Genomic DNA, 26,702 nt, shown 5'->3' with positions numbered 1-26,702 from the left:
GAGTCTGGGCCGTGTCTCAGTCCCAGTGTGGCCGATCACCCTCTCAGGTCGGCTACGCATCGTCGCCTTGGTGAGCCGTTACCTCACCAACTAGCTAATGCGCCGCGGGCCCATCTGTAAGTGTCAGTCGAAACCGACTTTCAACTCTTCCTCATGAGAGGAAAAGAGTTATCCGGTATTAGCACCGGTTTCCCGGTGTTATCCCAGTCTTACAGGCAGGTTGCCCACGTGTTACTCACCCGTCCGCCGCTAATCAAAAGAGCTGCGCTCCTATTGATTCGCTCGACTTGCATGTATTAGGCACGCCGCCAGCGTTCGTCCTGAGCCAGGATCAAACTCTCCATGAAAGTTGATTAGCTCCAAAAAGTTACGTTGGCTTAGTTTCAAATAGAAACTAATATGATTGTTTGTTGACGTTTTTGTTTGTTTAGTTTTCAAAGAACAATTTCATGTCGTTCACAAGCGACTTTATTAATTTAACACATCGTCACTTGTAATGTCAACACTTTTTTTATTCGTTTAACCGTCACTTACGAAAAAATTTTCAAGAATGTTTCGCAGCGACGGTTATTAATATACCAAGTATTTTTATAAAGGTCAATACCTTTTTAATTTTTTTAAAAAAATAATTATGAGATGCGATAACATCTATGAAAGACACCATGACCTTTGGTTTCTAAATTGACTACTTCTATTAAATGTTTTTCAATTAAATATTCAATGAGCACTGCTAAATCTACAGAATAAGGGATTAATTCTTTTTCGTTTATAATTTCATTAAACAGCCAGTATTCTTTCCCGCGTAATATATCCAATAAATGAGAAGTTCCAATACTTGTTCTGGAATGAATCAGAAACTCGCTGGCCAAGAACAAAAGCTCCAGTCTTTTTTCCAAAGTTTCTTCACTATTCACTAGCTCAACATATAATTTATAAATTTCTGGCTCTATTTGTTTTACCTGATGCCAAACAGTAAGTTCCGGATGGAGACCATTTTCAATTACAGCCAATCGAGCTAAATGATGTAAGGAATGCACCACATAATTATAGGCATCTAAAAATTGACCGCTCTCAAATAACGCTTTACCGTCTACATAGCGCCGTATTAATTTAGCAAATTCTAAGCCCATTTTGATTTTTCGTCCATTAAAAGGAAAATCCCTTAGCTCCGTTTTTAAATTCATAACGTACTCATTACGATCAAACAAAATTTTGGCTTCATGAATCCATTCAAATATCTTTCGGTTTGTGCCTAATAGAAGCCATTCCTGCAGCTGAGATTCTGACACAACATGCATGGCTGCCTTTTTGTCACCGTAGGTATAATGCTTAATAAATAATGGCTGGTCAGCCTCTTTCACAATTATCAACAAAACAACATCAAATGAATCAGTTATATGACTTGATTTATGTTTTTTTTCGACCACTAAAACTCCTAGTGTATTGGATTGACTCGCCCTTTCTTGATAAATAGGCCGAAGGATGTCTTCCATTCCTCATTCCTCCATTTTATTCAGGTAGCATTATATGTTCGACAGTGGAATCTAATTTCCTTCTTTCCTAAAAGACAAATTTCGACATTCTTTGTATTTTTTCTTACAAAATAATTATGGTATAGTTTGTCTAGGAGGGTGAAACATGGCAAAATATTCGAATAAGATAAATAAAATACGTACTTTTGCATTATCCTTAATCTTTATTGGTTTTATTGTAATGTATATAGGTATTTATTTTAGGACTTCACCAGTTATTATGACCATCTTTATGCTTTTAGGGCTACTTTTTATTATTGCGAGTACTGTCGTTTATTTTTGGATTGGAATGCTTTCAACAAAAACCATTCAAGTGAAGTGCCCTAGCTGCGGCAAACCAACTAAGATGCTTGGTCGGGTGGATATGTGTATGCACTGCCGTGAACCATTAACATTAGATCCTGGTCTTGAAGGAAAACAATTTGATGAATCCTATAATCACAAAAGAGAAAACAAATAAAAAGAGGATGACTAAAATCTATTGGTTATTAACCAAATGGTTTTAGTCACCCTCTTTTTTTAAATAAAACAATTAATTATTAATGCACTTCTTTACTGGCACACTCAGGACAAGATCCATAAATCTCCATACGATGATTATCAACTTTAAAGCCTGTTACATGTGACGCTAAATGCTCTACCTCATCTAGACCTGGATAATGGAAATCAACAATTTTACCACAGTTTTGACAAATTACATGGTAATGATGTGAGGTTACAAAATCAAAGCGTGCGGATGCATCCCCATAGGTTAATTCCTTAACAAGTCCAACTTCACGAAATACCCGTAAATTATTGTAAACTGTCGCCACACTCATATTAGGAAATTTTCCTTCAAGGGCTTTATAAATTTCATCTGCTGTAGGATGTGACATCGAGTTTATTAAATATTCAAGTATCGCATGACGTTGTGGAGTAATTCGTACACCCGTATCCTTCAGGGTATCCAACGCTTCTTTTAACTGATTCATCGCCATGCACCTTCTTTCTAAAAAATATTATTAGATTGTAATTGTTATAATTAATTTTACTAGGTCTTTTGTACTTTTGTCAATATTGTAATCTAATAAACACTATTTGTTACTAACTATTACCATGTAAGGTTTGTTCATTCTGCCCTAATTGATAATTGACATATCTAGCTGTTACAAACAAAAGGTCGGAAAGCCGATTCAAATAGGCCAAGACTAATGGATTGACTTCTTCCCCTAATGAAACGGCACAACGTTCAGCTCTCCGTACAATTGTGCGGGCCATATGGAAAGCAGCTCCCGCCGGATGTCCTCCAGGCAGGATGAAATTACTTAGTCCCGGCAAGGTAGTATCCCAGTCATCAATCTGTTGTTCTAATAGTTCGATATCTGAAGACGCAAGCTTCCACTTAACTTCCTTCCCTGTAGGTGTAGCCAATTCCGCTCCGACATGAAAAAGGGTTGTTTGTATTTTATGATATACATTTTCAATTATTTCTTTCCCTTGAAAATTTTCATTTTTTAAGTAACTTAAGGCGAGACCAATCATAGAGTTTGTTTCATCGCAGGTTCCATATGCCTCGACCCTTATATCATTTTTAGCTACCCTTTGGCCATAAATTAGGGAAGTCGTACCTTTATCACCTGTTTTGGTATAGATTTTCATTTACTTACCTCCATTAGCAATATTTATTAACTAATATCTTATGTATTTTTGGTCGGGCTGTTTTCTTCATCTTAACACCTATGCTTATATTTAGAAAAGTTGTAATCATGATATTCATTTTCATAAAAAAAGGGTCACTATGGACCCAAATGATTTTATCTGAGGAGGTATGCCCTAATAAAATGATATTCAAATTATGCTTTCTTGCATTGGACAAATGCCTTTTCTTGTGAAAATAGGCTTTAAAGTATGTAGATTTCTAACTCCAAAGAGCATTAATTCCTTGGTATCCAAAATATAGGCCAAAAACAACAAGGGATGCACCTGAAATAATGGATATAGCAATTAAGCTTTTAGCATTTAGAAGTTTTCGGAACCCAGTTGTAAGGGCCGCCACAAATAAATCCCAAAAGGTCAAGCCTAGAAAGATCATACTGCTATAAATTAAGAGTGATTCCGTTCCATTTGTTTGGGCTGTTTTGGCAAGAACCGATCCATAAATCCCGAGCCAAAAAAGGATTGATAAAGGACTTGTGATCGACAACATAAATCCAGTCAAGAAACACTTATAGAGCGGCTCCTTATTCCTACTATACGACAGTGTTATCGTATTGGCATTTTTTATACTTTCAAGCCCTGAATAAATAAGAATAAATCCCCCAAACAGCCAAAGGAATATTTGGACGATAGGAATCCCAAGAAAATGAACCATTCCTAAGTATACCAATAGCATGAAAACCCCATCTGCCATCATCGATCCAACTCCAACAATCCATGCATGCCAAAATCCATTTTTTATCCCCTTATCCAAGCGTGCTGAATTAACCGGACCGATTGGAGCCGCCAATGTAAACCCTAGTATAATATAACTGATTAGAATATTTATGCTCAAATGACACCACCCCACTCTCTTGTATCCCTACTTGTACATTTTATGAAAGAATTCATAACACATGTCCCAAAAAGCGTGAAAACGTTAAGATTATTACCTCTTCTTTTGCATCAAAGTGTTACAAGAAGGAATAATAAGAAATATATAGTTAGTTGGGAGGAAAAAGATGAAAAACACAGAAAACGCCTTATCGATATTCGCACTTGGCGGTATTAATGAAATCGGAAAAAACATGTATGTTGTTCAGTATGAGGACGATATTTTTATCATCGACTGTGGCGGGAAATTCCCAGATGAAAGCTTATTGGGAATTGATTTAATTATTCCTGACATTACTTATCTAGAGGAGAATCAGGACAAAATTAGGGCCTTAATTGTCACCCATGGTCATGAGGATCATATTGGCGGTATTCCCTATTTCTTAAGAAAATTAAAAGTACCGATTTATGCAACCCGATTTACGCTAGGATTAATTGAATTGAAAATCGATGAACATAGATTAAGAGGAGATTCCAAACTCATTACGATCGACTCCAATTCAAAATTGGAATTCGGAAAGGTCAATATATCCTTTTTTAAAGTAAGCCATAGCATACCCGACTGCCTCGGAATTGTCTTTCACACACCTGAAGGGAATGTGGTTCACACAGGTGATTTCAAATTTGATTTAACACCGGCCAATAACCAATATGCCGATATACATAAAATGGCAGAAATTGGCCAGCAAGGCGTCTTAGTTTTAATATCTGAAAGTACTAACGCGGAACGAAAAGGACTCACACCTTCTGAGCAAATGGTAGGTTCCCATATGGACGAAGCCTTTATAAAAGCTAGAGGCAAAATTTTTATCTCGACATTTGCATCCAATGTCAATCGGGTTCAACAAGTGGTTGAGTCCGCGTTAAGGACTAATCGGAAACTAGCCTTGCTTGGCCGCAGTATGGTGAACGTTGTTAATGTCGCCATCGAACGCGGTTATTTAAATGTTCCCGAAGGTATGTTAATCGATGCCAGCGAGGTGGACAAACTGCCTGCTGAAAGGGTTGCAATCCTCTGTACAGGCAGTCAAGGGGAACCAATGGCCGCCTTATCCCGATTAGCTAGCGGAAACTTCCGTGATGTTGCGATTTACCCTGGAGATACAGTGATCTTAGCAGCATCTCCAATCCCCGGAAACGAAAAGGATGTTTCTAAGATCATCGACAATTTATTTCAACTAGGAGCTAAGGTAATTTACGGTTCCGGCAGTACAACAGGCATGCATGTTTCCGGACATGGCTATCAGGAAGACCTAAAGCTTATGCTGACATTAATGAAACCTACCATTTTCATCCCGATCCATGGTGAATACCGCATGCTGCACCATCACCGGATGTTAGGTGAATCCGTTGGGGTAGAAAAAGGAAATACATTTATTATTAAAAATGGAGACGTCGTCGATATCAAAAATGGCGTTGCCCGTCAGACCCGTTCCGTTCCCGCTGGGGATACATATGTAGATGGTATTGGTGTAGGCGATGTCGGTGACATTGTACTGCGTGATAGAAAGCAGCTGTCTGAAGATGGAATGCTCGTTATTGTCATTACCATTAGCAAGGGCGATCGGAAAATTATTTCAGGGCCAGATACGATTACTCGAGGATTTGTTTATGCACGAGACTCGGATGAACTGCTCAAAGAAGTTAACCGCCTCGTTAAAAAGACTGTCAATGATTTGCAAGCGGAAAATATTCGCCAATGGAATGTTATGAAACAAAACATTAAAAAGTCAGTTGGGCAATATTTATTTACTCAAACCAAGCGTAAGCCCATGATTCTCCCGATTATTATAGAAATTTAATAAATAAAGGATGTGCACATAATCCGTGACACATCCTTTTCTAATTTAATTATTTAAATCATATAAACCCGGGCTATGTTCGTTCGGCATTTCTGGCAGCACCGGAACTGGATATCCAGTTGGCGGCGGAACAACCTGAAGTGTACCATCATTCCTACTAGGAGACTCTCCTTGGAATATTTGGCCAATGAGGGTATCATCCAATCTAAAATTGAATTGAGCATTGTGGAAGCCCATTTCAACATATTTACGGCATTCAGGATATTTATTAATATCATAATTTGGCACTGGGAAGATTTTTGCCCAATCGACCCCTAGTGTTTCTAAGGCCTTGGCAAACGCATTTTGATGGGCGTTATCTCTGACAATCAAGAAAGCTAATGTTTCTCTAAATGTCTTGTTAGAACTCATTTCATAAATACGTGACTTTTGCAGGACCCCTGTAGACTCTAACACCAGATTGTCCAATAAATCACTAACAAGGTTTCCATGACTGTAAACATAACTTCCATTCCAGGGAATACCTGCTGCATCTACTGGCAGCGAGCTTTGTGCCCCCATAATAAAGTGATGTGGGTTCGCATGCTTAATAGCTTCCTCAAGCGGAGCTCCTGTACTTCCACCTGCCCCCACCGCTTCTTCTCCCGATCCATTTAAGAGCTGATTAATCGTTGTTTGGACAAGCTCGACATGGCTGATTTCCTCTAAAAAAACACCTCTAATTAAATCACGATATTGCTTTTGATTCCCACGGAAGTTTGAACTTTGGAAAAAGAATTGCATCATAGTCCGCATCTCCCCAAATCTTCCGCCCAAAGTTTCTTGAAGAACCTTTGCTGCGGATGGATCTGGTTTATCCGGTACGATGATGTTAATTAAATCTTCTTTATAAAAATACAAAATAAAAACCCCCCAATGTAGATTCGAATACTTGCTTAGCATTTCCAAATATTTGCCTATTAATCAGACATTTAATATTTGTGAAACCAACAGAAACAAATCATACCTTTGACGGGGGGTAACTAACTTTTAGACTAAATTCTCTTTTACATACTTCAACGCTTCTTCAACATGCCCTTGTACTTTTACCTTACGCCACTCTTTTACTAGCTTACCTTCCTTATCAATCACAAACGTCGACCGTTCAATTCCCATATATTCTTTTCCAAAGTTTTTCTTCAGCTTCCAAACCTCATACGTTTTTGACACTTTATGTTCTTCATCAACTAACAGCAAGAAAGGCAGATTGTACTTTTCGATAAATTTTTCATGCTTCTCTTGAGGATCTGGGCTGACTCCTAAAATCACGCAATCTAACTCAGTAAAGCTTTGATGGTAATCACGGAAATCACATGCCTGTGTGGTGCACCCAGGAGTCATGTCTTTCGGATAGAAATATAACACAATATTCTTCCCTCTAAAATCTGCTAAGCTGACATTTTCTCCATTTGTTGCCCTTAATTCAAAATCAGGTGCCTGTGCGCCAATTTCAATTGTCATTTTTAACCTCTTCCTTCGCTTAGTAATCATTGTTTAAGTACTGTTTGGTACTTTTATTTAACCTAAGCGTAACCAAACTCACCTAATTACACAACTATATCACAATATATGAGGTTACTTTTCATTGTTTAGCACTACTCTAGCAACAAACGCTGCCGGCAATGTATAGCCAATTAATGCCTCAATAACGGCAACCATTCTCCCTAATCCTTGCGGAAGGACATCACCGTTGCCTACTGAAAAAAGCGTCATCGCACTAAAATAAAAGCTTGATTCAAAAATATTATGATGGGGATGATTTACATCACGCAGCAGAGGCATACCGATTAAATTAAACAGAATGTAGATCATGCCAAAACCTAGGATGATTGTTAAATAGACAGCTCCTAAATATAAAAAATTCTCAACCGAAGCAAATTTCCCTCTAAGCGTGTTAGGAATAAATAATGTTCGCAGACTCATAAAAATACAAAATATGACCACTGGGAGTAAGAAATAGAACACAGAACCCCCCCTATTAGAATACGCGCTACTCTATTCCTATGCAGGCTTGGACGATTAAATAGCAAAAACCGGACGTTAGCCCGGCTTTTTTTTTAAAAATATATGATTGTGCTTTTTAATTTAATTCCCTGCACCTCGATATTTTTTAACACCTTGATTCCATACAATCACTGATAAAATAAAGAAAATAACTCCAATAAACGGCGTTAAAAATGAATACCAGTACCATTCTTGTTTTTCAAGGAAGAAGGCTGCAGGATAAATACCCACAAAAGCAAACGGTAAGATCCATGTTAAAACAAAACGAATCAATTGATTATAAATATTCACCGGGTATCTGCCGTAATTGCTGATATTATACATCATCGGCATAAGCGACGTCCGTGCATCGGCCCAAAAGCTAATACAAGCAAGCAAAATAAAGATACCGCCATATACTAGTGCTCCACCTACCACAAAAACTATAAACAATATCGGGTCATACCAATCTATGTCTAAATGAAGCCTGGTGCCGGCATAGAACATAACTGCAAGTCCTGTAATAGCCCCTAACAGTGATTCAAGTTCAAGTCTTTCTAAAATGATTTGAAATAAACTGTGGATGGGCCGTGTTAAAATTCGGTCCAATTCTCCCTTTACAATGTAACGCTCGTTAAAATCCCAAATATTAAAAAAGGCTGAAAAAACCGCATATGGGACTAAGAAAAATCCATAGATAAAAATAATTTCGTCCCTGTTCCAGCCATGCAGTAAATGAGTGTGCCCAAATACAACTAAAATAAAAATAAGGTTAATGGCTTGCGAGAGCAAGTCTGAGAAAAACTCAACTAACACATCAGCACGGTATTGGAATCTCGTTTTTAAATACTGTGATAAATATTGAAAAAACATCGATAAATAGAACACAGATTACCCCCCCTGAATAATCAACTGTTTTTTCGCTAGATACCAAAGTAAATAAATTGGCAGCATTAAGATGATTACCCAAATAAATTGCTGGCCGATAGCGGCTATCGCCTGATCATGTGAAAATCCTTTGGTAAAAATCATACTAGGCGTATAACTAATTCCTTGAAAAGGCAGAAAACCCATTATAAATTGCGCCCATCCAGGAAAAAAACTAATCGGCAGCAGAAGTCCTGAAAACAAGTCAATCACAACTCGTTTTGCACGAATTAATCCAGCATTATTATATAAGAAGAAAGTGGTAATACCCGTTAATAAATTCAGCTCAGTATTAATAAAAAAACTCAACATAATAGAAATGGCAAATAACCCCCATACACTTAAATCCCAAGTGAATTGAATCGGGAAAATAAAATACACGATAATAAGTCCAGGAGCTGAAAAGAAGAATAGTCTAAAAATCCCCTCCCCCAAACCCTGCATTGTTTTCATTCCTAAATAATTGTAGGGTCTGATTAGTTCAATTGCGACTTTTCCTTCCATAATTTCTTGAGCCATCTCGCGGTCAAGATTATTAAAATAAAAGGCTCTTGCCATCCAGGAAACCGCTACATACGTAGTCATTTGAATAACCGAAAGCCCTTGTATCTGTTCTTTACCACCATAAATAGCTGTCCAAAGAAAATAATAAGCACCAATATTAATACTATAAATGAGAATGCCTGTATAATAATTAGTCCGGTATGCCAGCATCATTAAAAAACGAATTCTAATCATTTCTAAATATTTATCCAACTTCCACAGCACCCTTTTCATAGATATTTCGAATGATTTCTTCTGTCGAAGTTTCATTTATTTTTACATCTTTAATTTTGAATGCTGCAACCACTTGGGCAATAACCTGTGAAATTAATTCATCACGATCCTCTACTGTCGCAGTAAAAATCTGGTCCTTCTCGTCTATCTCCCACACCACCGGAAGTCCACTGGTTATTTTTTGTACTGCACGAATATCCACTGCCTCAAGAAATTGGAATTGCAATTCTTTCTGGTCGCCCCATTTTTCTTTTAGCTCCCTTAATCCTCCGTCATAAATGATGTTTCCTTCATCTAGCATCACAACACGCTCACACAACGCCTCAATATCAGAGAGGTCATGAGTGGTCAGTAGAATCGTAGTGTTATATTTTTCATTAATTTCTTTCAAGAACTCACGAATTTTCAACTTTACCAGGACATCTAAACCGATGGTTGGTTCATCTAAGAAAAGCAGCGGGGGGTTGTGAATTAAAGCGGCAGCAAGTTCACAACGCATTCTTTGACCGAGTGATAACTTTCTTACTGGCTTGTCCAAAAGTGGTTCAATATCCAATGTCCTAATGACATGGCTCATATGCTGGTCGTACTGCTCGTCAGATACCTTATAAACTTTTTTCAACAAGCGGAATGACTCCTGCACAGCAATATCCCACCATAATTGCGAACGCTGACCAAAAACAACGCCAATTGTCTGCACAAATCGTTCCCGTTCCTTATGTGGATTCATCCCGTTAACCATGATTTCACCGGATGTCGGGGTTAATATCCCTGTCAGCATTTTAATAGTGGTCGATTTACCTGCCCCATTTTCACCAATGTAGCCCACCATCTCCCCTTTTTTGACTGAAAAATTAATATCATTCACAGCTGGTAAAACTTTATAATTACGGGTAAATAAATCCCGAAATGCGCCCTTTAAACCGGAACGGCTAGAATAGGCTTTAAACTCTTTTCGTAAATTATTAACTTGAATTACATTTTCCATTTTGAATCCTCCTGATACATTGCCCTAGAGAATTAGTTTATCCAAATAATATTGATAAGACAACAATCCTGTATTTCAACAAATTTTCTAAAATATAAAACAGATAGAACTCAACATAAAAAGTGATAAAATAGAGAGATACGTAAATGAAGGAGGAAAAATTGTGCAATTTTCAAATTCAGAAAGATTACATAATGAAGCGTTAGAACACATTGTCGGCGGAGTTAACAGCCCTTCAAGGTCTTACAAAGCAGTTGGCGGAGGTTCCCCGGTGGTCATGGAAAGAGGTCAAGGCGCTTATTTTTGGGACGTCGACGGCAACCAATATATCGATTTTCTCGCGGCTTATGGCCCAATTATTACAGGCCATGCCCACCCACATATTACAGAAGCCATTAAACGTGCCGCAGAGACGGGAGTCCTCTATGGAACTCCAACCCCTCATGAGGTGAAATTTGCCAAAATGTTAAAGGAAGCCATACCATCCTTAGATAAAGTTAGATTTGTTAACTCGGGGACAGAGGCTGTTATGTCTACCATTCGTGTTGCCCGCGCCCACACCGGACGTGATAAAATTATTAAATTTGCCGGCTGTTATCATGGGCATTCAGACCTTGTGCTCGTTGCAGCTGGTTCAGGTCCATCTACACTCGGGACACCGGATTCAGCTGGTGTGCCAAAGAGCATTGCCCAAGAAGTAATCACGGTTCCTTTCAATGATATTGAACCATTTAAACAAGCATTAGAAAAATGGGGCGATCAGGTTGCTGCTGTATTAGTTGAACCAATCGTCGGAAACTTTGGGATTGTTGAACCGAAGCCTGGCTTCCTGCAACAAGTCAATGACCTCACCCATCAAGCAGGGGCACTGGTTATCTATGATGAAGTCATAACAGCCTTTCGTTTTATGTATGGAGGAGCACAGGATTTATTAGGAGTGCAGCCTGATCTAACCGCATTAGGAAAAATTATCGGCGGCGGTCTTCCAATTGGAGCATACGGCGGTCGTAAAGAAATTATGGAGAAGGTCGCACCGCTCGGCACTGCCTACCAAGCGGGCACGATGGCTGGAAACCCGGCATCAATGCTCTCAGGAATTGCCTGCCTTGAAGTCTTAAAGCAAGATGGAGTGTATGAGTATTTAGATCGATTAGGGGCTATGCTCGAAGAAGGAATTTTGGAAGCTGCCAAGGAGAATGGTATTGAAATAACCATTAACCGTTTAAAGGGCGCTTTAACTGTTTATTTTACGAATGAAAAAATAGAAAACTATGAGCAGGCAGAAAATACTGATGGTCAAATGTTTGGAAAGTTCTTTAAACTGATGCTTCATCAAGGAATTAATCTTGCCCCGTCAAAATATGAAGCTTGGTTCTTAACCATTGCTCATACAGAAGAAGATATCGAAGCGACATTACACGCGGTAAGAAATGCATTTTCTTCACTTAAAGACGAATAATTATTCATTTTTTATGCACAAGTGGGAGTGGAAAACACTCCCCTTTTATTTTTAAAACGCGAATGAAAACGTTTACACTAACCCATTTCTTCCTGAATTTGCATGTTTTTTAGTGCACTTTTTTATCCAAAATAATGTATATTTATTTGATTTCTGAAAATTCTTGTGATAATATTAGCTTATTATTTCTTTTTTTGAATCTTTATCTTATACCTTAATAAAAAGTTTAAAATTTCATTTTTAAAAAGTAGATTTATAAACCAATAGTATCATAGGAGGTGAAACGGCTTTAACGGTGAACCGATAAAGCCAAGAATAATGTCACAAAACTGGACCCCTTCCCTATTTAAAGATTTCCATAAGCAGGAACATGATGCCTGCGGAATTGTCGCTTGTCTAGAAAAAAGTAAAATTCCAACTAGAAAAAATATTTTTGACTGTATAGAGGCACTTGTTACCATGAACCATCGCGCTGGTTTTATTAACGGCGAAGGAGATGGTGTTGGAATCCATATGGACATACCAACAAAGCTTTGGAAAGACAAACTAACTGCTGCCGGCATTGATGCAAATCTTGCAGACCAAGAGGACTTTGCTGTCGGTCATGTATTTATCAGCCAAAAAGTAAACTGGCAATCAACCAAACAAGAACTACAAAAAAAGCTAGAAAAATACGAACTTACATTAGTTTTTGAGACAGATGAAGTGACAGACTCTGCCGCACTAGGTCCAATTGCCATCCAAGAAAATCCTGTGTTCTGGCAATTTGCCTGTGTTTCAACTAAGAAAGGCAAGGAACTGACAAAGAATTTGTTTGACGCGCTTATTGACTTTGAGACCAACGAGAATGTACATGTAGCATCACTTAGCCAAAATCATGTAGTTTATAAAGTTATGGGTGCTGGAGATATTTTGCCTCGTTACTATCATGACTTAGCGAATCCACTGGTCGCTTCAACCATGACTTTAGGCCATAATCGTTATTCCACCAATACGTTATCAAGTTTTTTCCGGGTTCAACCATTTAGTGTCCTAGGTCACAACGGTGAAATTAATACCATTGCCAAGCTTCGTGACGAAGCAAGAATGATTGGGGTTCCGCTAGTAAAAGACGGTAGTGACTCACAGGATTTAAGCCGCACAATGGAAACATTAATCTGCCGTGAAGGTTACACTTTATTTGAAACAATGGATTTATTGTTCCCGCCAATCATAAATGAAATCAAAGCATACCCTGAACATCTTCAGGATTTATATACGTATCTTCGTGAAGCATGGGGACATTTTGCTCAAGGACCTGCCGGTATTATCTCCCGCTATGGTGATGAAGCAGTTTTTAGCGTAGATGCTTTAGGATTACGTCCACTATGGATGCTTGAGACTGAAAGCTCTTATCTTTTCTCTTCTGAACCAGGGATTATTCCTTCAAGTGAATATGTGAATGATCCAAAGCCATTAGCACCTGGTGAGAAGGTCGGTTTTAAATGGAACGGTGACACATTAGAGGTTTTCGAGCATAGCCGTTACCAGAACGAAGTATACAGCCGTTTTAATGACCGCTTAGCAATTAGTGAATCAAGAGTTAGGCTTCAACCCCCAACATTTAATAAAATTGTTACAATGAGTTATCCAGATAAAATACACAACGGACAATATAAGGCATTTGGCTGGGAACGTGACCATATCCAATTAATTGAACAAATGGCCGAAAAAGGTGTCGAGCCGATTCGTTCACTTGGACATGATGCCCCACTTGCAGCCCTTAATCCAGAGCGCGTGAATATTGCTGACTATATTAAAGAAAGTGTTGCCGTTGTAACAAACCCTGCTATTGACCGCGACCGTGAAACAGAACACTTCTCTACGCGTGTCATTGTTGGTAAACGTCCAGGCTTATTTGCGGCTGAAAAAGCAAATGGAGTCATTGAGCTTACCACTCCTCTTTTACTGGAAGGAAAAGCTGGATTCTTGTGTGCAGAAGAGGTAGGACAGCCTAGTTTTGATCAGGTAGTCCAACATTTCCAAGAGCTTAAATTAGCTGCCTTCATTTCAACAACCTTTGCAAGCAGCGAAAATTTGGATGAGGCCCTAGAAAGACTGGCAAATGAAGCGGTTCAAGCCGTTCAAGCTGGTAACACTCTACTGATTCTTGATGATGCGAAAGCACACCAAGAAGATTCCTACTGGATTGATTCACATTTAGCGACTTCTGCGATTGATCAAGCATTAGTAAAAGCGGAGTTAAGAAGAGACTGTTCATTACTACTACGTTCAGCATCAATCCGTTCGCTTCATGATGTAATTACAGTATTCGGTTTAGGAGCAGATTTGATTAGTCCATATTACATGTTCTTAACCGTTCAAGATGAAACAACTAAGCCGTTAACAAACCTATATAGTGCTTTAACAAAAGGGTTAGAAAAGGTAATTTCTACGATTGGAATTCACGAGCTGCGTGGATATGGCAGACTGTACTCTAGCATTGGGCTGCATGATGAAGTTGCCAAAGTATTAAACATCGTAAACTTCTTTGGTTCGAATGAAATCAAGATGGATTTTGAAGCAATGAAGCAGGATTCTATCAAAAGAGCAGCAGATTACCAGAATGATAAAGAAAGAGTCGGCAAAACATTCCACCTCTTCCCACGTATTTGGAAAGCTATTGGTGAGGTTGCTTCTACCGGTGACTATAACGTATATCGCGATAAAATTACTGAGCAGGAAGAGCAAAATCCGACTACAATTCGTCATTTGGTCTCACTTAAAAAGGGTAACAAACAAGTATCACCAGAAGAAGTGGATCTTCGTGTCGGCGAACATGATTTACCATTCTTAATTTCTTCTATGTCATTTGGTTCTCAAAACGAAATTGCGTTTAGAGCCTATGCCGAAGGTGCTGATCGTTTGAACATGGTAAGTTTAAATGGTGAGGGCGGAGAAATTAAGGATATGCTTGGAAAATATCCAAGAACAAGGGGTCAGCAAATTGCATCGGGCCGTTTCGGTGTAAATGCTGAACTGTTAAATTCATCAAACCTATTAGAAATTAAGATTGGTCAGGGTGCAAAGCCTGGTGAAGGCGGACACTTACCTGGTTCAAAGGTTACGGCAAAGGTTGCTGCTGCTCGTAACGCAACACTTGGTTCCGATTTAATTTCACCATCTAATAACCATGATATCTATTCAATAGAAGATTTGGCACAAATGATTTTAGAATTAAAAACAGCCAATGACCAAGCTAAAATTGCGGTTAAAGTACCAGTTGTACCAAATATCGGTACAATCGCAGTTGGTATTGCCAAAGCTGGTGCAGATATCATCACGCTAAGCGGCTTTGATGGCGGTACAGGTGCGGCTAGAATCCATGCCCTTCAATATGTTGGCTTGCCAGTAGAAATTGGGGTTAAAGCAGCTCACAATGCCCTATTAGAAAGCGGGCTTCGCCATAAGGTAGAAATTTGGGCAGATGGCGGCATGAAGAGCGCCATGGACGTTATTAAAATTATGCTTTTAGGTGCTAACCGTGTTGGGTTTGGTACATTAGCAATGCTTTCAATTGGTTGTACAACATGCCGTGGCTGTCATTTGGATACTTGCCATGTTGGAATCGCAACCCAAATTGAATCAGAAGTACAGGCGAAAGAACATGGCCTTCGTCGTTTTGTTCCTAGACAACTAGATTTAGCAGTTCAAGGAATTATGAATCTATTTACTGCATTTGGAACCGAATTAAAGGCTCTTGCTGCTTCATTAGGTATTAAAAATTTACAAGATGCAGTTGGTCATTCTGAACTGCTTGAGCAGATTAAGGGTGAAAACCAACTTAGCCTTTCTTATCTGTTAAAAACGCTTGAAATTAGCCAATTTGCAAAAGCTGATGCTTCAAAATCAATGGATGAAGTTCAAATGCAGGTGGCTGCCGGTGCAGAATATCTTGATGCAAGTGTAGATCAGCTTCATTCTTCACGCGAGTTCTTAAGTGTAACATCCGAACAAAGGGTACTAGGAAGCAGGGTATCCTGCCACCGCGTTCGCGGCAGACTTGATGGTTCCTATAAGCAGCTGGCTCCTGTTCAGCTCAAATATAAGGAAGGCTCTATCCCTGGTAACGGCTTAGGTGCCTATAATAGTGAAGGAATTGAAATTACTGTCAATGGCGGCGGACAAGACGGAGTCGGAAAAACTTCCTTCGGCGGCAATATTCATGTTCTTAAGTCTAAAGGTAAAAATGGCCGTTATCTCAATGGTTCTGTTGGTAAAGGTTTTGGTTACGGTGCACAAAAAGGTCTTCTCGTTGCTCAAGGAAATGCTGACGCCCGTGCGGGAATCCGTCTCTCCGGCGCTGATTTAATTATTGGCGGTGCCGTAAAGAAGCCTCTCCCAGAAAAAGAAGCTGGAAATATTGGAGCAAACGCAAATATCAAAGGTTTTGCTTTTGAATATATGACAAATGGCCGCGGCCTTGTTCTGGGTGACCCAGGTCCATGGATTTGCGCAGGTATGACCGGTGGTGTTGTTTATGTCCGTCATCAGCCTGAATTGGGTCTAACCAAAGATGCCATTCAGCGCCGTGTTGCAAAAGGTGCCAAAGTATCTGTTGTCAATTTAGATGAAAAAGGCAAAATAGATATTAATGAATTATTAGGTAAATATACTGCTTTACTCGCGCAAAATGGTCAAACTGAAGAGGCAGAACGGCTTAGTAGCCTTTTAGAAAATCCAGAAAATCACTTTATGCAAATTGTCCCTGTTAAAGAGCAGGCAGATCCATCTGTATCAACAGAGTGATCACTTTGCCTAGGCATTAATCCCCAAAAAAAGGGTTATGAAAAGTCCGCTGCTTCCAGCGGACTTTTTTTAACATTTTTTAATATAAATCGAATATATAAATTGATATAATATCTCTTGATAAAATGGGGTAAACATTGTATAGTACATATTTGTTATTCATTCATACAGACAAACGTATTTTTGAAAGGAATTTAATTAAATGAAGTTAGGTGCCCGCATTTTAAAAACCGGAATAGCCATTGCATTATCCCTCTTTATTGGCCAGCTGGTGCATTCCCCATCCCCTGTCTTTGCCGGAATTGCAGCAATTTTTGCAATTCAACCGACCATATACCGTTCTTATTTGACTATTATTGAACAGATTCAAGGAAATATTATTGGCGCATTGTTTGCGGTAATTTTTGTTCTTCTTTTAGGGAATCACATTATTGTCATCGGATTGGCCGCCATTATTGTCATTCTTCTAAATCTTAAGCTTAAACTAGAAAATACAATCGGATTATCACTCGTAACGTTAATTTCCATCATGGAGATGCAAAGCGGTAATTTTATTCAGTTTGCTGGTATTCGTTTCTCAACCATTATGATTGGTGTATTCTCCGCTTTTTTAGTCAATCTCATCTTTATGCCGCCTAAGTATGAAAATAAACTTTACTTTAAAATTGTCAATACAACGGAAGAAATCATTAAATGGATTCGTTTAAGCACCAGACATGACTATGATCACCAATTGCTTAAAGCAGATATCAGGACTTTTAAAGAGAGCATTCATTCAATGGAGCAGTTGTATACGATGTATAAAGAAGAACGCAGTTATTTTAAAAAAAATAAGCTAGAAAAATCACGAAAACTGGTTATTTACCGACAATTAAATTTAACCGCTAAAAAAGCCTTGGATACTTTAAAAAGGCTGCACCGCTTTGAAAACGAACTTTTACAGCTTTCCGATAGCTTTAAACAGTCCATCCAAGATCAATTAGATAGCTTAATCTATCATCATGAACAGGTTTTACTCCGCTTTATTGGAAAAGTCCCAACTCCGTCCTCAGGTGATAAAGAATTAAACTACATTAATAAAAAAGAGTTGTTCGATTTCTATTTAAAGCACGTAAGAGAAAACAACGATCATGATAATCCGCATTTATATCATTCCATGCAAATTATTGCCACAATTATCGATTATGGAGAACAGGTTGAACATCTTGATACCTTAATTATCAGCTTTCATTCCTACCATCATAACGAAGTATCCGTCGAAGAAGTAAATGAATAAATGAAAAGAACCCCAAGTATCATTTTACTGGGGTTCTTCTATTTGTATCCTTAAATAGATACCTGCTCATTCTTACTTTCAAGCTGCTGGACCTGAAATAATTTATAATAATTCCCTTGTTTAGCCATTAGTTCCTCATGAGTCCCCATCTCAACAATTTGACCATGTTCAATCAGGACAATCCGATTGGCATGGGTAATGGTCGATAAGCGATGGGCAACAATAAAGGTGGTCCTATCTTTTGCCAGCACTTCCAGCGATTCCTGAATAAGATGCTCACTTTCTAAGTCTAAGGCTGAAGTGGCTTCGTCTAGAATTAAAATAGGAGGATTTTTTAGAAATACCCTGGCAATTGCAACACGCTGCTTCTGACCACCAGAAAGTTTTACTCCTCGTTCTCCGACCTTGGTGTTGTATCCATCTGAAAGGTTTAAGATAAACTCATGGGCGTTTGCCGCTTTGGCTGCTAGATACACTTCTTCTTCAGCCGCATCCGGCTTCCCTAATAAAATGTTATCTTTAACAGATTCACTAAATAAGATATTGTCTTGAAAAACAACGCCAATTTTGTCTCTTAGAGTTTGAACCTTAAATTCACGTATATCCACGCCATCTAAAGTAATTTTCCCTTTTGTTACATCATAGAAGCGGGGGATGAGACTAACGAGAGTTGACTTTCCTCCTCCACTCATCCCGACGAGTGCAATTGTTTCTCCCTTTTTAACATCTAAATGGATGTCTTTTAGTACCATCTCTTCTGCTTGATCATAAGAAAAGGAAACATGATCAAATGATATATCGCCCTTTACCTTACTGCAGTCTCGAGCACTTGGCTTGTCAACAATGTCATATTTTTCGTCTAAAAATTCAAATACCCGGTCCATTGATGCAAATGATTGTGTAATGGTCGTCGATGAATTCACAAGTCTTCTTAAGGGATTATAAAGTTTATCGATATAGGCAAAAAAAGCGACCATCGTTCCAAGTGACAATTGATGCTCAATCACTAGGTAGGCTGAGTATCCTATCACAATTAATGGGGCGATATCCGTAATCGTGTTAACAACAGCAAATGATTTAGCGTTCCAGCTGGTATGCTGCAAGGCCTTTTCTAAAAAATTTTTATTTTGTTTATCAAACTGTGTTTGTTCATATTTCTCTATTGCAAAGCTTTTAATCACTGACATTCCCTGCACTCTTTCGTGCAAATAACTCTGTACCTCCGCTAGTGCTTGTGAACGATTCCTTGTTAATTTTCGAAGGTTACCAAAAAAGTACCGTACCGAAATAGCATAAAGCGGAAATAACAAGATTGATACCACGGTTAATTTAACATTCATATAAAACATAAAAATAATAGCTATAACGATAGTGGCAATATCAAGCCATAGATTCATTAATCCGGAAATAACGAATGTCTTCGTCTGCTCAACATCATTAATCATACGGGAAATGATTTCTCCAGCACGGTTATTTGAAAAATACCGAAAGCTGAGCTTTTGAATATGGGTATACATCTGGTCACGTATATCATATAGAATTTTACTTGAAGTCCATTGAGCGTAGTACTGTCGGTAATATTCAATCGGCGGTCTTAGGAAAACAAACACCACAACCATAATACCCATAATAAGCATAAGTTTATGAACCTTTTCACCATGGGACAGGCCATGATTTCCAACAATATCATCAACCACATACTTTATCAGCATAGGTATAATCAGCGGGATGGAAAATTTAATAATACCAATGATAATCGTCCATATAATTTGTAACCGATATGGCCTCACAAATTGCAGGTATCTGCGAATACTGCTCAAGCAATCCCCTCCCCTTCATCTAAAATTAAAAATAGAACAGATAAGAACCTGTTGCTTTCCGAACAACAGGTTCTTTTAACAACCAAGTATTTTTAACGTCTGTAAGTTAAATAACGTTCATACCAAATATCGATAAAATCAGGTGCAAAAGGACCGTTACGTTGACGAATCCATTGAATTAATTTATCAACATTTCTCTTTAAAATTTTATCGATGACATCGGGATAGTTCATTTCACGACGATGTCGTTCATATTCATCTTCGTCTAGTAAGTTAAAGGTCATATCAGGATACACTTTAATATCGAGATCGTAATCAATATACTTTAGTGCTTCACCATCGAATATAAACGGCGAACTAATATTACAGTAATAGTAAATACCGTCTTCCCGGATCATTCCAATTACGTTGAACCAGTATTGTGAGTGGAAATAACAGATTGCCGGTTCTCTTGTAATCCATGTTCTCCCATCTGACTCAGTTACAAGTGTCCGGTCATTACCGCCAATCACTAAATTCTGAGAGCCTTTTAAAACAGTTGTTTCTTCCCAGACGCGATGGATGTGCCCATTGTGTTTATAGCTATGTATTTGCATTGGTTCACCTTCGATGGGTACGACCATTTTCTCCCCTACCTTCATTTGAACGCTTTGAAACCTATTTCATAACAAGATAAATAACGACAAAAGGTAACAAAGTAAAATTCCTATTTTTTATTATTATAACGGTTAAGACAAGAATTTAAAACAAAAGAGCCAGAATTCACTGGCTCTTTGTAAAAAATTGTGTATTTTTTCCTTGTTTTTCGTTCAAAAATTACAGTGAAGGGGTTAAATTCATTTCGCGATAAGAATTAATAACCTCTTCTGTTTGCTTTTCAAAAATTAATTGTATCTCTTTTAGTTCTTGCTTCATGGCCTGAATATCGGTTTGAATGCTCTCTAGATTGGTTGCATTTTGTAATGTCTGGAGCTCTTCCTCAATTTGCTGGCATCGTTCAAGCTCAGCTTGCAGATATAGTAATTTTTCCATTGTCACCATTTGCTCGGAAACTAATCGGTTAAAATGATCCATTTCCCTCACCGCCTTATTTTTTAGCTACTATATGTATTCTCGAACAACAGCATTTTCCCTTTGACTTTTTCTGTAGACATACAGGAAGTTTTGTCGAAATAGAATAGCGGAGGCGACTGCCCTAAGACTCTAGACTAAGACGCACACTGCAAGAAGGTGTTTTTTACCTTCTTTAGGGGGTGGCTTATGGCTCGAGTCCCAAGGAGGCGCAACCGGATAAGCTGATGACCCCGAGCCCCTAGGCGATGGAGCTGGACAGTTAGAAAAGCGCAAGCGCCTTGGTTAGCCCCGACAAGCACAAGACGAGCCGGCCGAAAGGTTGCTCTTTAACCTTTTGGACGGATTGGCTTGTGACCTCGAGGGGCTAGGCGCTGGAGCTGGACAATTTTCGAAGTCAAAAACATTTATACTTTCTTATCTTTTAAGAAAAGCAGAAGCGCCCTTTTCAGCGACGTAAGGGCTGGACTGATCCGGTCAAGATAAAGGACACGAAGAGCGAAGTGATTCGATGTTGACTGAAGGGAAATGAGGGAAGCACTCTAGTGCTAGGGCACAAGAGCTAGACATTAATCTAAGTTCTATAAAGAAAGGAAGAAGGCACTCTTACGAATAAAGAGTGCCTTCTTTTAAGTATTTGTATTAGCTTTGGCCGAATTGACCGCTGCCTTGGTTCTTACGAGCTTGAGATTGTTGGTTTTGTTGTCTTACTTCTTGAGCATTAGTTTCGCTAGCGAATTCAGTTCCAAATTGGCCAGCAGATGCTCCAGTAGCGCCTGCTCCTGCAGAACCAGCACCTGCAGATTGAGCATTTTGCTTTCTTACTTCTGCAGCATTAGTTTCGCTTGCAAATTCAGTTCCAAAAGAAGAACCGCCTTGTGCAGATTGAGCATTTTGTTGTCTAACTTCCTGGATGTTAGTTCCAGCAGAAGTTTTGTTTGGCTGTTGATTGAAGTTTGCCATTGATATCACCTCCACGAAATTAATATGTCCCGGTTGCGTGGAGAATATCCAAAAAAATTATTTAAAAATAATTTAAATATATTTTAAACCAGTAAAGAAATTCCGCCATCAACAATAATCGTTTGTCCTCTAATCATGCTGGATTGATCTGATAAAAGAAACATAACACTATTAACGATGTCATCAATTTCCACCATTCGTCCAGCCGGGGTTTTTTCCCTGGCTTCTTGCAAAAGTTCTTCCCTATTTGGAAAATGCTTCAATGCCTCGGTATCCACAGCACCGCCGGAAACAGCATTAACAATAATATTCTTTTGTGCTAACTCAACTGCTAAATACCTTGTTAACGCTTCAAGAGCTGCCTTTGAAACACCTACTACGGTATAATTTTCTAAATAGCGAATTGAACCAAGGGAACTGATGCTGACTATTTTTCCGCCGCCGTTTCTTTCCATAAGTTTTGCTGCTTCTTGGGCACAAAATAAAAGAGCTTTACTATTGATATTTAACGTCCAATCCCAGTGCGATTCTTCTAATTCCATCACTGGACGTTGTACACCAGAAGCCGCATTATTAACGAAAATATCCAACCGGCCAAATTCTTCGTCAATTTGGGCAAACATATCTTTTATTTTTGCCACGTCGCCTACATTAGCCTTTATAACTAAAACTTTCCGACCCTTTGTTTCAATTTGTTCCGCAACCTCTAGGGCCGCTCTTTTACTTCGTGCATAGTTAATAACAATATCATACCCTGCTTCTGCTAAGCGCAGGGCGGTTGCCTTGCCAATTCCTCTACTGCTTCCTGTAATCAGTGCTACTTTTTGTGTCATATTTTTATTTCCCTTCTATGTATTTTATTTTAAGATAAGTCGCAAAACGTTTCACTTTTCTATTCATTTTATCTTTTCCATGAATAGAAGACAATTAATATAAAACACTAAAATCAAATACAAATGAGGGGGAGTTTAGGGATATGTATGTAGGACGGGATATGACAGAGCTTTCAATGATGGCAAAAACGGATTGGAAGAATAGTGAATTAGCCTTTTTTCACCATTCGTTTCAACAAATTGCTCCGTATTTAAATAGTGAAGGTCAGACGATTCATCGAGAAATTATTGAGGAAATTGAACAGCGCGGCGGGATGAAACGTCAAGAAGCCGATTATACTCATGGAACCAAAACTGTGTATGACTAATATAATGAGAAGAGCGGAAGCGCCTTGAACAGGGGCTGGAGCTGGATATTTCCAGAAAGAGGAATAAACGTTTATTGGCAGCGTCTATTCCTCTTGGGAATTCTTATACATTTGGAAGATTTTTTGATAGGAAACAGGGAAAGCATATTCATCCATCTCATCAAATGAGACAAGCTTCCAATCCTCTTTTTCTAGAAAATCATCAGGAAGTGTCCCTGTATAGACCTTAATATTCCATATCAAATGGGAAAATGCGTGTTCTATTTGACCAATAATCCTTTCAAGATGGGAATTTAACTGCAACTCTTGGGTAAATAAAGATACTACCTCTTCCCGCTCATTTTGTAAATTGTGATGTAGCTCAACATTTGGTAATTCCCATAAATTTGCAAGCAAGCCGCTAGCTGGACGCTTATGAATAAGAAATTTACCTTCGGAATTTGTTAGTACAGCAGCAGCAAGTTGAACATTCCGTGTTTTCGTTTTTTTGGTTTTAACAGGAAGCTCTTCTTGTACCCCTTCAAAAAAGGCCTGACAGTGCTCCCGTACAGGGCATAATAAGCAAGAAGGTGATGTAGGTGTGCAAATTAAGGCACCCAGCTCCATTAAGGCTTGATTAAATGCTGATGGATCATCATGCGAGATTAAATCACGGACTGCTTGTTCAAAAATTTTCCTTGAGGATGATTTAGCTATATCATCCCAAATTGAAAGTATTCGAGAGAGTACTCTCATCACATTTCCATCTACAGCGGGTTCAGGAATCCCATAGGCAATACTTAAAATCGCCCCAGCTGTGTAAGGTCCTACTCCCTTTAGTTCAGAGATTTCCTTCGGTGTATTTGGCACTTCTCCGTTATACTTCTCCCTTACTTCCTTCACTGCGGATTGAAGATTTCGCACGCGAGAATAGTAGCCAAGACCTTCCCAAGCTTTAAGTACTTTATCTTCATTAGCTTCAGCCAAGTCATCAATTGTCGGGAACCATTCAATAAATCGATTAAAATACGGGATAACCGTATCTACTCTGGTCTGCTGAAGCATGATTTCTGAAACCCAGACCTTGTAAGGATCCTGGTCCTTCCGCCATGGCAGGTCACGCTGTTCCCTTTTAAACCAGGAAATTAAATCGTTTTGAAATGCATTTATATTGATTTTTTCAGAATTTTCATGTTCAATAATCATAACTTTTGATCCTCCAGATTGTTAAACACCACGAAAAAAGGGAAAATAAATAAGAAAAGCAAAAGCGCCTTGATTAGGGGCTTATGCCCCCCCGAGTACCTAGGCGCTGCAGCTGGACAATTATCAACATCCATTCATTTACGATAAGCTAAAATCGCTTTTTTGACAAGAATTTATTAAAGGGGGAAAATCCTTTTGGATACTGGAACTCATGTGGTAATGGGTATTGCTTTAGGTGGTCTTGCTACGCTGGATCCGATAGTGGCCGGCAGTCATGCTACCGCTGTAAGTGTCTTAATTGGAACGATCGCAGGTTCACAAATACCAGATATTGACACTGTGTTAAAACTTAGAAATAATGCGATATATATCCGAAATCATCGTGGAGTGACCCATTCCATTCCAGCGGTCATTTTATGGCCGCTCCTTATTATAGCGGTTATCTATCCGTTTTTCTCAGGTGCAAACCTTTTGCATTTATGGGCTTGGACATTTGCTGCAGTGTTTATCCATGTTTTTGTCGATATTTTTAATGCCTATGGGACACAAGCCCTTAGACCCTTCTCTTCTAAATGGGTAGCGCTCGGCGTCATAAATACGTTTGATCCAATTATTTTCGCTATTCATATTGTCGGCATATTTATTTGGATGCTCGGGGCAAAGCCAGGAGTAACCTTTTTAATTATGTATGCTGTAATCATCCTATACTACGTTTGGAGATACGTGGCGAAAAATAGTGTCTTGCATGAAGTAAAAAAACTAATTCCAGACGCCACAGAAGTGATAATAGCACCAACAATGCGGTTTCATCAATGGAGAATTGCCGCCATGAATAAGGAGCAATTTTTTGTAGGGAGATCTGTTAATAAGCAGGTAGAAATCTTAGACCGGTTTATCCGAGTCCCTGTTCCAAATACGCCTGTAATCGAAGCTGCTAAAAAGGATAAAAATCTGTCAGCATTCTTGTCATTCTCCCCCGTCTATCGATGGGAAGTTGATGAATATACTGACTTTTATGAAGTCCGGTTTATTGATTTACGTTATCGTAGTAATGGCCACTATCCTTTTGTAGCTGTTGTTCAATTAGATTGTGATCTTAAGCCAATCAGTTCTTATACGGGATGGGTATTTAGTGAGAAGAAATTACGGAAGAAGTTAAGTATTATACCCAGTTGAGAAGGGCTAACTCAGGTAGCCCTTCTTTCTAATGAGATAAGAAGGGCTACCAGTCTTTGACCCTGCTTTCGCCGGTCAGTCGCCAAGTCGCCCTATATCGGGGCTGACCAAGGCGCTTGCGCTTTTCTTATTGAATCAAGTATTTTTTATATTTTGGATTTGTTGCGACAAACTCGTGAAGTTTGTCTCCATAATTTTCAATCCACTGAGTAACAATCCGTTCTGCCATTTCACTGCCTTTGTATTCCCTGCCAGCTCTTGCATAGGAGGTTTCAAAATCATCCCATAATAACTCCACCCATGTACGCGCTTGTTCGTAGCTTAGCTGTCCGTTTTTAACCATTAACAACTTAATTAATCTTTCATGGTATTCATTCATAAACACACCTCTTTTACCAATTTCTTATAAAATAACCTGCAATCAATAAGCAAATACTAACAGTACGTGGTTAGCACTTTAAATATGATGCTTTTCACGTTTTTCTCATTCCCTAACTGGAGGTATAGCATGAGAAATAAGGCCACTAATTTTCCAAATCAAAATGATAACAAACTTGAGGGAGAACCGCGCGCTAAAGCAGAATATGCTTCCACAAGAGCAGACGGCAGCATCAATACTCACCCGCAAGAACGCATGCGGGCTTCCGGTGAGCGCGATGACGAATCACCGCAGGCTGTCTGGAAATAAGGAAAAGTTAAGCACCTTTAAATGGCGCTGTAACTTGACAAATCTTCAAAGAACAGTAGACAAACCAGAGATATGCCTCTGGTTTGTCTATAATTTTCTTGCCACATGTTTTTTATTTTAACGGTGTTAAAACCGAGATGGGCAATGCCTCTTCCTTACCGCCGCTTTTTAAGCGGTAGCCCCAAGCAAAAACCCCGTTCATATAATCAATTTTAAAATATTGTCCAGGATCTCCTTCAATTTGATAAATTTCACCTGGTTTAAACGAATCAGGGTCCATCATATAAGCTCGTGCCATTTGGACTTTTCTTTCTAGGACAGCAAACTCATTCACCATTCCCATTTGCTCAGCCTTTCTTGCCTTTTCCTTAAGCTCTGCAATTTCTTGTCGTAGTTCAAACTCAGTCATATCACTGTAGCGTTTATCTTGTTGCATGATAATCCACTTCCCTTAACTCT

General features: G+C 38.8%; 26 protein-coding genes and 1 rRNA gene. 8 read left to right on the top strand and 19 right to left on the bottom strand.

Annotated features, from left to right (window positions below; genetic code table 11):
- Nucleotides 1-347: ribosomal RNA gene (locus M3226_RS12020) — 16S ribosomal RNA — on the bottom strand; the annotation flags it as partial.
- Between the two features lie 282 nt (nucleotides 348-629).
- Nucleotides 630-1,493 carry a nucleotidyltransferase-like protein gene (locus M3226_RS12015; protein ID WP_251565595.1) on the bottom strand — a complete coding sequence of 288 codons (864 nt, stop codon included), beginning with the start codon at nucleotides 1,491-1,493 and terminating at the stop codon, nucleotides 630-632.
- Between the two features lie 145 nt (nucleotides 1,494-1,638).
- On the opposite strand from M3226_RS12015, the gene M3226_RS12010 reads away from it, so the two are divergent.
- On the top strand, nucleotides 1,639-1,992 hold the full coding sequence (locus M3226_RS12010; protein ID WP_098528008.1) for a YgzB family protein: 354 nt from the start codon (nucleotides 1,639-1,641) through the stop codon (nucleotides 1,990-1,992).
- Between the two features lie 79 nt (nucleotides 1,993-2,071).
- Here the strand turns inward: M3226_RS12010 and perR are convergent, their stop codons facing one another.
- From perR to M3226_RS11995, 3 genes are all read right to left on the bottom strand, one after another.
- Nucleotides 2,072-2,509, bottom strand: coding sequence for a peroxide-responsive transcriptional repressor PerR (gene perR / locus M3226_RS12005; RefSeq protein ID WP_098528007.1), 438 nt, complete (start codon nucleotides 2,507-2,509; stop codon nucleotides 2,072-2,074).
- 106 nt (nucleotides 2,510-2,615) lie between these two features.
- Complete coding sequence (locus M3226_RS12000) at nucleotides 2,616-3,170, bottom strand: cob(I)yrinic acid a,c-diamide adenosyltransferase (protein WP_251565593.1); 555 nt, start codon at nucleotides 3,168-3,170, stop codon at nucleotides 2,616-2,618.
- A 259-nt stretch (nucleotides 3,171-3,429) separates the two neighbouring features.
- Nucleotides 3,430-4,062 (bottom strand): LysE family transporter, encoded by a 633-nt coding sequence (locus tag M3226_RS11995; RefSeq protein ID WP_251565591.1) that lies wholly within the window; start codon nucleotides 4,060-4,062, stop codon nucleotides 3,430-3,432.
- Nucleotides 4,063-4,228: 166 nt separating this feature from the next.
- On the opposite strand from M3226_RS11995, the gene M3226_RS11990 reads away from it, so the two are divergent.
- Complete coding sequence (locus M3226_RS11990) at nucleotides 4,229-5,902, top strand: ribonuclease J (protein ID WP_251565589.1); 1,674 nt, start codon at nucleotides 4,229-4,231, stop codon at nucleotides 5,900-5,902.
- Between the two features lie 45 nt (nucleotides 5,903-5,947).
- Here the strand turns inward: M3226_RS11990 and M3226_RS11985 are convergent, their stop codons facing one another.
- The 6 genes from M3226_RS11985 to M3226_RS11960 form a co-directional block, all read right to left on the bottom strand.
- Nucleotides 5,948-6,802: a manganese catalase family protein gene (locus M3226_RS11985; RefSeq protein ID WP_251565588.1), complete on the bottom strand. Its 855-nt coding sequence runs from the start codon at nucleotides 6,800-6,802 to the stop codon at nucleotides 5,948-5,950.
- A 129-nt stretch (nucleotides 6,803-6,931) separates the two neighbouring features.
- On the bottom strand, nucleotides 6,932-7,402 hold the full coding sequence (gene bcp / locus M3226_RS11980) for a thioredoxin-dependent thiol peroxidase (RefSeq protein ID WP_251565586.1): 471 nt from the start codon (nucleotides 7,400-7,402) through the stop codon (nucleotides 6,932-6,934).
- A 114-nt stretch (nucleotides 7,403-7,516) separates the two neighbouring features.
- Nucleotides 7,517-7,906, bottom strand: a complete 390-nt coding sequence (locus tag M3226_RS11975; RefSeq protein WP_251565584.1) for an ion channel — start codon at nucleotides 7,904-7,906, stop codon at nucleotides 7,517-7,519.
- 120 nt (nucleotides 7,907-8,026) lie between these two features.
- On the bottom strand, nucleotides 8,027-8,812 hold the full coding sequence (locus M3226_RS11970) for an ABC transporter permease (RefSeq protein WP_251565582.1): 786 nt from the start codon (nucleotides 8,810-8,812) through the stop codon (nucleotides 8,027-8,029).
- A gap of 3 nt (nucleotides 8,813-8,815) precedes the next feature.
- Nucleotides 8,816-9,607 carry an ABC transporter permease gene (locus M3226_RS11965; protein WP_251565580.1) on the bottom strand — a complete coding sequence of 264 codons (792 nt, stop codon included), beginning with the start codon at nucleotides 9,605-9,607 and terminating at the stop codon, nucleotides 8,816-8,818.
- Complete coding sequence (locus M3226_RS11960) at nucleotides 9,600-10,616, bottom strand: ABC transporter ATP-binding protein (protein WP_251565578.1); 1,017 nt, start codon at nucleotides 10,614-10,616, stop codon at nucleotides 9,600-9,602. Before M3226_RS11960 ends, M3226_RS11965 begins: the two co-directional genes overlap by 8 nt.
- A gap of 163 nt (nucleotides 10,617-10,779) precedes the next feature.
- Here M3226_RS11960 and M3226_RS11955 point away from each other — a divergent pair, with 163 nt between their 5' ends.
- From M3226_RS11955 to M3226_RS11945, 3 genes are all read left to right on the top strand, one after another.
- Nucleotides 10,780-12,075 (top strand): glutamate-1-semialdehyde 2,1-aminomutase, encoded by a 1,296-nt coding sequence (locus M3226_RS11955; RefSeq protein WP_251565577.1) that lies wholly within the window; start codon nucleotides 10,780-10,782, stop codon nucleotides 12,073-12,075.
- Nucleotides 12,076-12,393: 318 nt separating this feature from the next.
- Entirely contained in the window at nucleotides 12,394-16,863 is a 4,470-nt protein-coding gene (locus M3226_RS11950; protein WP_251565575.1) for a glutamate synthase-related protein, read from the top strand.
- A gap of 202 nt (nucleotides 16,864-17,065) precedes the next feature.
- Nucleotides 17,066-18,139, top strand: coding sequence for an aromatic acid exporter family protein (locus tag M3226_RS11945; RefSeq protein ID WP_251565573.1), 1,074 nt, complete (start codon nucleotides 17,066-17,068; stop codon nucleotides 18,137-18,139).
- A gap of 50 nt (nucleotides 18,140-18,189) precedes the next feature.
- On the opposite strand, the gene M3226_RS11940 is transcribed toward M3226_RS11945, so the two are convergent.
- From M3226_RS11940 to fabL, 5 genes are all read right to left on the bottom strand, one after another.
- Nucleotides 18,190-19,959 carry an ABC transporter ATP-binding protein gene (locus M3226_RS11940; protein ID WP_251565571.1) on the bottom strand — a complete coding sequence of 590 codons (1,770 nt, stop codon included), beginning with the start codon at nucleotides 19,957-19,959 and terminating at the stop codon, nucleotides 18,190-18,192.
- A 92-nt stretch (nucleotides 19,960-20,051) separates the two neighbouring features.
- A complete protein-coding gene (gene ntdP / locus M3226_RS11935) occupies nucleotides 20,052-20,582 on the bottom strand; it encodes a nucleoside tri-diphosphate phosphatase (protein ID WP_101647593.1) in 531 nt (176 codons plus the stop codon).
- 193 nt (nucleotides 20,583-20,775) lie between these two features.
- Nucleotides 20,776-21,033, bottom strand: a complete 258-nt coding sequence (locus M3226_RS11930) for a YgaB family protein (RefSeq protein ID WP_251565569.1) — start codon at nucleotides 21,031-21,033, stop codon at nucleotides 20,776-20,778.
- Between the two features lie 639 nt (nucleotides 21,034-21,672).
- Nucleotides 21,673-21,993, bottom strand: coding sequence for a gamma-type small acid-soluble spore protein (locus M3226_RS11925; RefSeq protein ID WP_251565567.1), 321 nt, complete (start codon nucleotides 21,991-21,993; stop codon nucleotides 21,673-21,675).
- A gap of 83 nt (nucleotides 21,994-22,076) precedes the next feature.
- Nucleotides 22,077-22,826, bottom strand: a complete 750-nt coding sequence (gene fabL / locus M3226_RS11920) for an enoyl-[acyl-carrier-protein] reductase FabL (RefSeq protein WP_251565565.1) — start codon at nucleotides 22,824-22,826, stop codon at nucleotides 22,077-22,079.
- Between the two features lie 143 nt (nucleotides 22,827-22,969).
- Here fabL and M3226_RS11915 point away from each other — a divergent pair, with 143 nt between their 5' ends.
- Nucleotides 22,970-23,194 carry a hypothetical protein gene (locus M3226_RS11915; RefSeq protein ID WP_098527992.1) on the top strand — a complete coding sequence of 75 codons (225 nt, stop codon included), beginning with the start codon at nucleotides 22,970-22,972 and terminating at the stop codon, nucleotides 23,192-23,194.
- Nucleotides 23,195-23,278: 84 nt separating this feature from the next.
- Here M3226_RS11915 and mutY read toward each other — a convergent pair whose 3' ends face one another.
- Nucleotides 23,279-24,379 carry an A/G-specific adenine glycosylase gene (gene mutY / locus M3226_RS11910; protein WP_251565563.1) on the bottom strand — a complete coding sequence of 367 codons (1,101 nt, stop codon included), beginning with the start codon at nucleotides 24,377-24,379 and terminating at the stop codon, nucleotides 23,279-23,281.
- Between the two features lie 195 nt (nucleotides 24,380-24,574).
- Between mutY and M3226_RS11905 the strand changes: the two genes are divergently transcribed.
- Nucleotides 24,575-25,555, top strand: coding sequence for a metal-dependent hydrolase (locus M3226_RS11905; protein ID WP_251565561.1), 981 nt, complete (start codon nucleotides 24,575-24,577; stop codon nucleotides 25,553-25,555).
- A gap of 127 nt (nucleotides 25,556-25,682) precedes the next feature.
- On the opposite strand, the gene M3226_RS11900 is transcribed toward M3226_RS11905, so the two are convergent.
- Nucleotides 25,683-25,934 carry a YfhJ family protein gene (locus tag M3226_RS11900; RefSeq protein ID WP_251565559.1) on the bottom strand — a complete coding sequence of 84 codons (252 nt, stop codon included), beginning with the start codon at nucleotides 25,932-25,934 and terminating at the stop codon, nucleotides 25,683-25,685.
- A 129-nt stretch (nucleotides 25,935-26,063) separates the two neighbouring features.
- Between M3226_RS11900 and M3226_RS11895 the strand changes: the two genes are divergently transcribed.
- Nucleotides 26,064-26,243 carry a small, acid-soluble spore protein K gene (locus M3226_RS11895; protein WP_098527988.1) on the top strand — a complete coding sequence of 60 codons (180 nt, stop codon included), beginning with the start codon at nucleotides 26,064-26,066 and terminating at the stop codon, nucleotides 26,241-26,243.
- A gap of 112 nt (nucleotides 26,244-26,355) precedes the next feature.
- Here M3226_RS11895 and M3226_RS11890 read toward each other — a convergent pair whose 3' ends face one another.
- A complete protein-coding gene (locus M3226_RS11890; RefSeq protein ID WP_251565557.1) occupies nucleotides 26,356-26,679 on the bottom strand; it encodes a YfhH family protein in 324 nt (107 codons plus the stop codon).
- Between the last annotated feature and the right edge of the window lie 23 nt (nucleotides 26,680-26,702).

It is taken from the genome of Neobacillus cucumis, from assembly GCF_023715505.1.
The sequence above is the reverse complement of the archived record's forward strand: the minus strand, read 5'-3'. Positions and strand labels throughout refer to the sequence as shown.

Coding starts and splice junctions, on each gene's coding strand:
- perR (WP_098528007.1), bottom strand. CDS start 2,509: ATGGCGATGAATCAGTTAAAAGAAGCGTTGGATACCCTGAAGGATACG.
- M3226_RS11950 (WP_251565575.1), top strand. CDS start 12,394: ATGTCACAAAACTGGACCCCTTCCCTATTTAAAGATTTCCATAAGCAG.
- mutY (WP_251565563.1), bottom strand. CDS start 24,379: ATGATTATTGAACATGAAAATTCTGAAAAAATCAATATAAATGCATTT.
- M3226_RS11895 (WP_098527988.1), top strand. CDS start 26,064: ATGAGAAATAAGGCCACTAATTTTCCAAATCAAAATGATAACAAACTT.
- M3226_RS12000 (WP_251565593.1), bottom strand. CDS start 3,170: ATGAAAATCTATACCAAAACAGGTGATAAAGGTACGACTTCCCTAATT.
- M3226_RS11945 (WP_251565573.1), top strand. CDS start 17,066: ATGAAGTTAGGTGCCCGCATTTTAAAAACCGGAATAGCCATTGCATTA.
- M3226_RS11990 (WP_251565589.1), top strand. CDS start 4,229: ATGAAAAACACAGAAAACGCCTTATCGATATTCGCACTTGGCGGTATT.
- ntdP (WP_101647593.1), bottom strand. CDS start 20,582: ATGGTCGTACCCATCGAAGGTGAACCAATGCAAATACATAGCTATAAA.
- M3226_RS11900 (WP_251565559.1), bottom strand. CDS start 25,934: ATGAATGAATACCATGAAAGATTAATTAAGTTGTTAATGGTTAAAAAC.
- M3226_RS11960 (WP_251565578.1), bottom strand. CDS start 10,616: ATGGAAAATGTAATTCAAGTTAATAATTTACGAAAAGAGTTTAAAGCC.
- M3226_RS11925 (WP_251565567.1), bottom strand. CDS start 21,993: ATGGCAAACTTCAATCAACAGCCAAACAAAACTTCTGCTGGAACTAAC.
- M3226_RS12015 (WP_251565595.1), bottom strand. CDS start 1,493: ATGGAAGACATCCTTCGGCCTATTTATCAAGAAAGGGCGAGTCAATCC.
- M3226_RS11890 (WP_251565557.1), bottom strand. CDS start 26,679: ATGCAACAAGATAAACGCTACAGTGATATGACTGAGTTTGAACTACGA.
- M3226_RS11930 (WP_251565569.1), bottom strand. CDS start 21,033: ATGGATCATTTTAACCGATTAGTTTCCGAGCAAATGGTGACAATGGAA.
- fabL (WP_251565565.1), bottom strand. CDS start 22,826: ATGACACAAAAAGTAGCACTGATTACAGGAAGCAGTAGAGGAATTGGC.
- M3226_RS12010 (WP_098528008.1), top strand. CDS start 1,639: ATGGCAAAATATTCGAATAAGATAAATAAAATACGTACTTTTGCATTA.
- M3226_RS11915 (WP_098527992.1), top strand. CDS start 22,970: ATGTATGTAGGACGGGATATGACAGAGCTTTCAATGATGGCAAAAACG.
- bcp (WP_251565586.1), bottom strand. CDS start 7,402: ATGACAATTGAAATTGGCGCACAGGCACCTGATTTTGAATTAAGGGCA.